Origin of the sequence: Methyloglobulus sp., from assembly GCF_046714055.1 — a bacterium.
In the GTDB taxonomy this organism is placed as follows: Bacteria; Pseudomonadota; Gammaproteobacteria; order Methylococcales; family Methylomonadaceae; genus Methyloglobulus.
The window spans coordinates 1-5,877 of the sequence record NZ_JBKKBJ010000234.1 but is presented as its reverse complement, the minus strand read 5'-3'; the positions used below and the strand labels follow the sequence as shown (position 1 = coordinate 5,877).

The window sequence follows — 5,877 nt, the reverse complement described above, 5'->3', positions numbered from 1 at the left end:
GTGACCCCAAGCGCACCTGTGGGCCCGAAACCAAAGCGGTGGACATCGAATGTTGGGGCCGGTTTATCCGTAGTCCGCAGGTGCATGCCCCGTTCTCACTGGCAGACACCCACCAGCTTGCTTAGTGTCACTGAAAACAGGACGGAAAGGCTATATGGGGTCGAAATCGATCACCAACTCAATCTAAAACTTGCTTTTTACCAAGGCCTGATTACAAGTAATCAGACAAATAATTCCGGTTCAAGGTAATTTATACGGATAGGGTAGAAACATTTATCGGGCAACAGAACCGTTTGACCTTAATTTTAGGGAGGCAGATACGGATTATGGGACGAAAAAGTGAAAAATTGGATGAGATCGAAACGATCACTCTAGGCCATTACAACCAGAATGCCGAAGCCTATTGGCATGGCACAAAAGACCACGACGTGGCTCAAAACTATGCGGCATTTTTAGCGCCGTTTCCAAAGTATAAAATCCTGGATATTTTAGACCTTGGTTGTGGGCCAGGAAGGGACGTTAAATATTTTCAGTCATTGGGCCACAGGCCAGTTGGCCTAGATGGCAGTGAGGTATTTTGCCGTATGGCTCGCCAATACTCGGGCTGCCAGATTCTCCATCAAAAGTTTCTTAGCCTGGAAATATCAGCAAACGCTTTCGATGGTATCTTTGCCAACGCCTCCCTTTTTCATGTTCCCAGCCAGGAACTGCCACGAGTCCTTTATGACCTATACACAGCGTTAAGGCCAGGCGGCATTTTATTTTTATCCAACCCTCGCGGTAATGGCGAAGGCTGGTCAGGTCAAAGATACGGGCATTACATGCAATTTGAAGCAAGCAATCTTTTCCTAGAAGAGGCAGGTTTTGAAGTGATCGATTATTATTACCGGCCATCTGGTAAACCCGAACATGAACAACTTTGGTTAGCGATTGTGGCAAATAAGCCGATTATTTGATTTGGCTATAATAGCCATTGAAGAACTGGCTTAAAAAATGACCGGTATTATTTAATAAGCGTTTAAAATTAGGTGGCACTTAACATTTTTTCCTAAACTGGAAATCTTATGAAATACGTAGGATCAACCGCACGATGACTGTCGAACCCTTGATTAACTTTGCTGTACAGTTCATAGGAATCGGGATTGCATTCTTCCTCGCCTATCGGTCTTTCCAAAAACGCCGAATTCAGTTAGGCGCTGAACCGACGTTGCCCCAGTACTTTATCCGCAAAAGCACCTATTTGATAGGGATCGCATCGTATTGCATGTTAATGGCAGCACTTTACGGGTTACTTACTTGGCGATGGCTGCCTTTGGAACCGCTTGTGGCACTCATCGTGAAGAATCTCCGTTCTTGGGAATTGGTGGATCTTATGAATGGCTTGGACGGAAACACGATCATACCTTTGATTGCCGCTGGGCTGTTTATTTTTTTTATCGCCTGGGAAAGCAAGTTTAATCCCTTACTTATTTTGAGAGACAGCATCCATGACGCTTTCGCAATTCCGAGCAAGGCGGTAGAAGTCTACAATGCTTTAATTACATCCAGATTGTCGGCGATCGACGATACATTAAAAGAACAAATAGCGGATCGTTTGTTGGTGCCGAGCATCGACCCGGGTGATTTCGACAAATCCAGCGCCACGGTCGAGTATAAATGGGCGCATAACTGCCTTCTTTTTGATCAGATACAGAACTACACCAACCAAACATCCTTTCGTCGTTTATTCAACGAACCATCGCTGAAATGGGGGGAAATCTGTATCTCCTACAATGCGATGTCGGAAAAAGTAATTGTCTGGAAAGAAGCGGAACCTCACTATACCAAGACGGTAAACTTGATAAAGGAACTGGATCACCTCACCGGTCTGCTCTGTCGCTTACTTGCCTCTCTGGTCGTATTCGGGAGTGCCAGCGAGAATGAGATATGGGCATCTGTGAAGCAGCTCGGTGGCAAGGTGCATGAAGCCCGCCTGAAACATACCTATAAATATGTCTTGATTTTCACGGCCGCCACCGCTATCGGGGTCATGTTGGGTCGAGAGATTTCGGTGTCGCTACACAATGCTTTCCTGTTTCCCGATAAACCGCTCCCGCATTTTAATTTCAGTACGCTCCGGTGGATTGCCTACGCCATTCCAATGTATGTCCTGCCGATAACGCTCGTCTTTATTTTACGGACGCTCGCTTTCAGGCGCCAAAGGGAACAATCCGATCTAAACTATGGGTTCTATATGGCAATGATGATAGTGGGGTTCATTGTCAGTACCATGTCTTCCTTGCTTGTTCTCGAATTAACTCACTACCGTAGAGAATATTTCAATTTTCTGGACAGCTTCATCCAACATATGCGCTGGGGAATTCTACCGGCGCTGATGTGCGGTTTTGTAGCTTATCGAATGGATACGCCAGTGAGCGAAACGGAAGCGCTAGGTAAACTGATTATGGCCGCTGTGCTGCGTTTTCTTGGGTGGGGATTGATTGCCGTCATTATCATGCTTTACGCTACCGACGACATGACCATCGAGGAGCCCAACCTGCGTTTCACCCTTGTCGGCACGGCTTTCTTCGTGGTTGGTCTCTTGGGGGCGTCTGCCCGTTTCAAAACGGCGAGGCCAGATTATTAGCTATTCTATCCCGTGAAATTAGATTCCGAAAAGGAGTTCGCTGGTGGAGCGGAGCCAGACCAATAAGACTTGGATGTTTGGCAGAGATCGATTTAACCAACGCATTCAAGATCAATTAGGGATACGTGATGAGCCAAAAGCCAAAGACGGGGACAGAAAATCAGAACTGTTTAATTCAAATAGACCTTTTCTCTGGGCAAGATTGCATCATCCCGATTGTCCGAGAAGGGTCGATAAAAGCCATTCATAAACAATAAATTAGATTAGTTCCAGCGGCTGCTTCAAAGAATTTTAGGCATCGGCTGTATCAGAATGAGTGGCGGTTTTACCCTGGTATTTATTATTTCGTGCTGTATCTGTGGTTGCGAATCCTGATAAAGAGGAATCTACAGCTTGATTAGCTAACCCATCCATTTATCGCCAATAAACTCCCGATCAGCCAACAGCCCTTTGATAGACCTTAGACCGCTTCTCCGATTTGCCGATCAAGGTTAATTTTCATGTTGGTCACCGAAATTTCAAGCAAGCTGTCTTCCACCTTGTAGCTCTCTTTGTCCTTGAACCAAGAAAGCACTTTAGCGAGATGCCAAATTGTTGTGCTGCCCTCATGGATAGGTGATGGAAAGGACGACCGATATTTTATATAAAGATTTCTGATGTTTTGGCGGCTGCACCCCAGAATATCTGCAATGTCGGTCAAACCAACAAAATCGGGTGTGGCTTCGATTAGCCTCGCTTGAGGGAGTGCTTTTTTAACGTCACTTAGTGCGCTTGAGACGGCCTCTGATGCTGACTTGGCATCCCTAGTGAAATTCATGGCGATTCGCCCAAGCTGCCCAATACCAATGATTGCATCATCACACCCAGCCTCGTAAAGTTGGTCTAGCAGGGTTTCTGGTTCGCATTCAAGGGAAGCAATATCAAATTTCAAGGAGAAATCATATTCAGCCATCACTTATTCCTCATCGGTATCTGTGTTCTTTTGCATAATGCAGTTATCGACAATTCGTCGAATTTGCTTGGCGTGGTTTTGCGGGTTTTTTGGCATACTCCAGATGCTCGCCCTGCAAAATTCACCGCACCTGCATTATTTATCGCTGTATGGACAATACATTTGACCCCAAGCATGAGACCCGCCTTCTACGATTCGCCATCCCTTGCTCGACGCATATTCCAGTGCTGCCGCGATCTCTTTATTGTGATGGGGCATTATTGATCCTGTAATGTTTTCAAGATAGTAGACTGGTTATGGGCGATTGTCAATTGACAATCATTAGTTCAGGGCATTTTGTGGTCTAGGTCTCAACCAGAACCTTTAAAACTGCGGATGTCTTTCAGGATTTTCTTTAATTCTTTAAGCTGGAATTTAAGCAACTTAATATCGTGCTTGTAATCTGGCCCAGGATCAAATTGATAGTGCCGGTCAGCATTGAATGGGTTGCGCTCAACAGGGAGGTTAAGGCTGCCAAATAAAGCGAGTACATCCTCTATGTTTTTGATCAGCATGACCAACAGCGATTTTTTGCTCTTTTTTTCCATTTGCTGATGGATGCCCTGATGTACGTCCTTGAGGATGTCAGTCCGCATGTTTTCGTTCAGCATCCGTAAGCAATGGCCAGGGGAGCGAGGCTTCTCGAATTCCTTCTGGGGTTTCGGTTTGAAAACGTGCGACAAGTAATCGGGCAAGGGCCTACAGTGCCGTTCTAACAGCTTGTCCAGTTCCGCATTAAAAGCATTGGCCGTCATTTGCTGGATTGGCTTACGGCTAGGCCAGACCTTTAATATCCGTGCAGGCGTGTCAAAACCCGGAATGCCCAAAAATTCGCCGATGACCCAGGTCGGCACGTTGTGGTCTCGGTATTGCACAAACATTTTGTGCGCGCAGTCTTCCAGTTCACCAAAATCGCCAGTGCTTTCGGCAAATATCAACTGCGCCGCTAATGCACCGCAGCGTTCGCAGGGGATCAAACGGCTTTCGATTATTTCTTCCTGTGGCAGGAATGGTTTAGGGATAAATGGCTGGGTATCCGGTCTTGTGTGTTGGCCTGCGCCTAACGCCGATTCGAGAATGTGTGTGATCTGCTCGCCCAAGGGACGGAAGATCCTTAACCGTTCATCCGTCATAGGGTCAGACGGGGTTTCTTGCAAGACGATCGATCCTGCCAAGCTCGCCGAGTTCCTTATGGCGAAAAGTGTAGGCATACCCACCTGCCAGCATGTGCTTATGGGAGGTTATCCCGGGTGGCAATGAAAATTTCATTGGGCGTTAATCTCTCGTGTGCAAGCAATAAAGGGGTATTCCTTATATTAAGGGTGGCCGCAAGGATTCGTGTGCAGTTGGGCAATAGTGAATTACGGGGGGTTGAGCTTGAATTGGCCACGCGAGGCATTCACCCGGCCCCTCATTTCCTTGCCCGGCTTAAAGTGGGTGTTCACTTTGGCAGGCAAATTAACGGCTTCACCTGTTTTAGGGTTACGGGCAATACGGGGTGGCCCGATACTGACAATCAAAACTACCAAAGCCCCTGATCTCAATTCGGTCGCCCTGCACTAATGCTTCTGCCATCTGTCCAAAAATGCTGTCCAGCGCCAACTCCACTCCCCTTTCCTGGAGGCCAGGTAATTTTTCATTGAGTGCGCGCACCAGTTCTGATTTGACCACTTTTTCTGCTCCTTTACCCTTAAGAATGGAAGGTTTATTTTAGCAAGGTTTCCAAGCCCAAACCCTCGGAATTTTTTAACCATTTTAAATCAGGATGTTGTTTCGGCTTATATTATATTAGCCATCACCAGCTTCGTTCTGGATTGTCCAAGGAAACGAGGTCTGCCTCGACAAACCCATTCCTCATATCTGCGATGCGGTTCGCTTCCCCAATTATCTCATCATAGATAATACGGTCGAGTTCCTCGTCGGTGGCGTACGGGATCGAAAGGGTGTATTCCCAGCCATCCTTGTCCGGTTTCTCCATGTCGAACCGGCCCAGGACATCACGCTCAATCTCATCCCGTGATTTACTTTTGCCACGGACGAACTTGCTGTTGTTTTCTACCTGCATCCATAACTTGACTTTCATGACCTTGGCTGTCGGTGTGCTTGGAGCCACCTTCGGCTTGGGATTTTTCTTCCGCTGCGAGACAGGAGTCGAGTAGTCCCCAGAAGCGATAGGGCTGGGCGTTTTCACGAAGCGTTTTTTTGCGTAGTGAAAATGCAAAGCATTCCGACATCGCGTCGAGTCATTGCGTAACCAATG

Annotated in this window: 4 protein-coding genes and 2 pseudogenes; 2 read left to right on the top strand and 4 right to left on the bottom strand. The window is 46.9% G+C overall.

Annotated features, from left to right (window positions below; translation table 11 throughout):
- Positions 1-326: 326 nt before the first annotated feature.
- A complete protein-coding gene (locus ACLQ6D_RS14080) occupies positions 327-956 on the top strand; it encodes a class I SAM-dependent methyltransferase (protein WP_411727946.1) in 630 nt (209 codons plus the stop codon).
- 134 nt (positions 957-1,090) lie between these two features.
- The gene (locus tag ACLQ6D_RS14075; protein WP_411727945.1) at positions 1,091-2,626 is read left to right on the top strand and encodes a hypothetical protein; all 1,536 of its coding nucleotides are present in this window, start codon (positions 1,091-1,093) and stop codon (positions 2,624-2,626) included.
- A 460-nt stretch (positions 2,627-3,086) separates the two neighbouring features.
- Here the strand turns inward: ACLQ6D_RS14075 and ACLQ6D_RS14070 are convergent, their stop codons facing one another.
- The 4 genes and pseudogenes from ACLQ6D_RS14070 to ACLQ6D_RS14055 all read right to left on the bottom strand — a co-directional run.
- On the bottom strand, positions 3,087-3,578 hold the full coding sequence (locus tag ACLQ6D_RS14070) for a helix-turn-helix transcriptional regulator (RefSeq protein ID WP_411727944.1): 492 nt from the start codon (positions 3,576-3,578) through the stop codon (positions 3,087-3,089).
- A 350-nt stretch (positions 3,579-3,928) separates the two neighbouring features.
- Positions 3,929-4,828, bottom strand: coding sequence for a hypothetical protein (locus ACLQ6D_RS14065; RefSeq protein WP_411727943.1), 900 nt, complete (start codon positions 4,826-4,828; stop codon positions 3,929-3,931).
- Between the two features lie 150 nt (positions 4,829-4,978).
- Positions 4,979-5,288: pseudogene (locus ACLQ6D_RS14060) on the bottom strand (integration host factor subunit beta).
- 124 nt (positions 5,289-5,412) lie between these two features.
- Positions 5,413-5,877, bottom strand: a pseudogene (locus tag ACLQ6D_RS14055) (hypothetical protein); the annotation flags it as partial.

What these genes read in the sequence shown, in the direction of transcription:
- ACLQ6D_RS14075 (WP_411727945.1), top strand. Translation starts at nt 1,091, where the DNA reads ATGACTGTCGAACCCTTGATTAACTTTGCTGTACAGTTCATAGGAATC.
- ACLQ6D_RS14080 (WP_411727946.1), top strand. Translation starts at nt 327, where the DNA reads ATGGGACGAAAAAGTGAAAAATTGGATGAGATCGAAACGATCACTCTA.
- ACLQ6D_RS14070 (WP_411727944.1), bottom strand. Translation starts at nt 3,578, where the DNA reads ATGGCTGAATATGATTTCTCCTTGAAATTTGATATTGCTTCCCTTGAA.
- ACLQ6D_RS14065 (WP_411727943.1), bottom strand. Translation starts at nt 4,828, where the DNA reads ATGCCTACACTTTTCGCCATAAGGAACTCGGCGAGCTTGGCAGGATCG.